General features: G+C 37.9%; 1 pseudogene. It reads left to right on the top strand.

Features of this window, described 5'->3' with window-relative positions:
* A pseudogene (locus FD34_RS08735) lies at positions 1-256 on the top strand (IS66 family transposase zinc-finger binding domain-containing protein); the annotation flags it as partial.

The following is a 256-nucleotide window of genomic DNA, read 5'->3' as shown; positions in this document are numbered from 1 at the left end:
TTTTGGATGGTTTACCTCAAGTGGATAAGACGATTCATTTAACTAATACGGATTGTTCAAAATGCCATGAGCAGATGAAGAAGATTGGTGATCATCTGTATAGTCGTGAAGTACGGCTGAAGCCAGCCGAGTTATATTGTGTGAATTTATACCAAGAAAGCTATAAGTGTAACGACTGTGACTAAGATGGTAAAGATATCATCATTAGTAGCCAGATGCCACAATCATTATTGCCTCACAGTTATGTTTCCAGTAG

The organism is Limosilactobacillus pontis DSM 8475, assembly GCF_001435345.1.
Classification (GTDB): Bacteria; Bacillota; Bacilli; order Lactobacillales; family Lactobacillaceae; genus Limosilactobacillus; species Limosilactobacillus pontis.
This window is presented reverse-complemented; position numbering and strand designations above follow the sequence as displayed.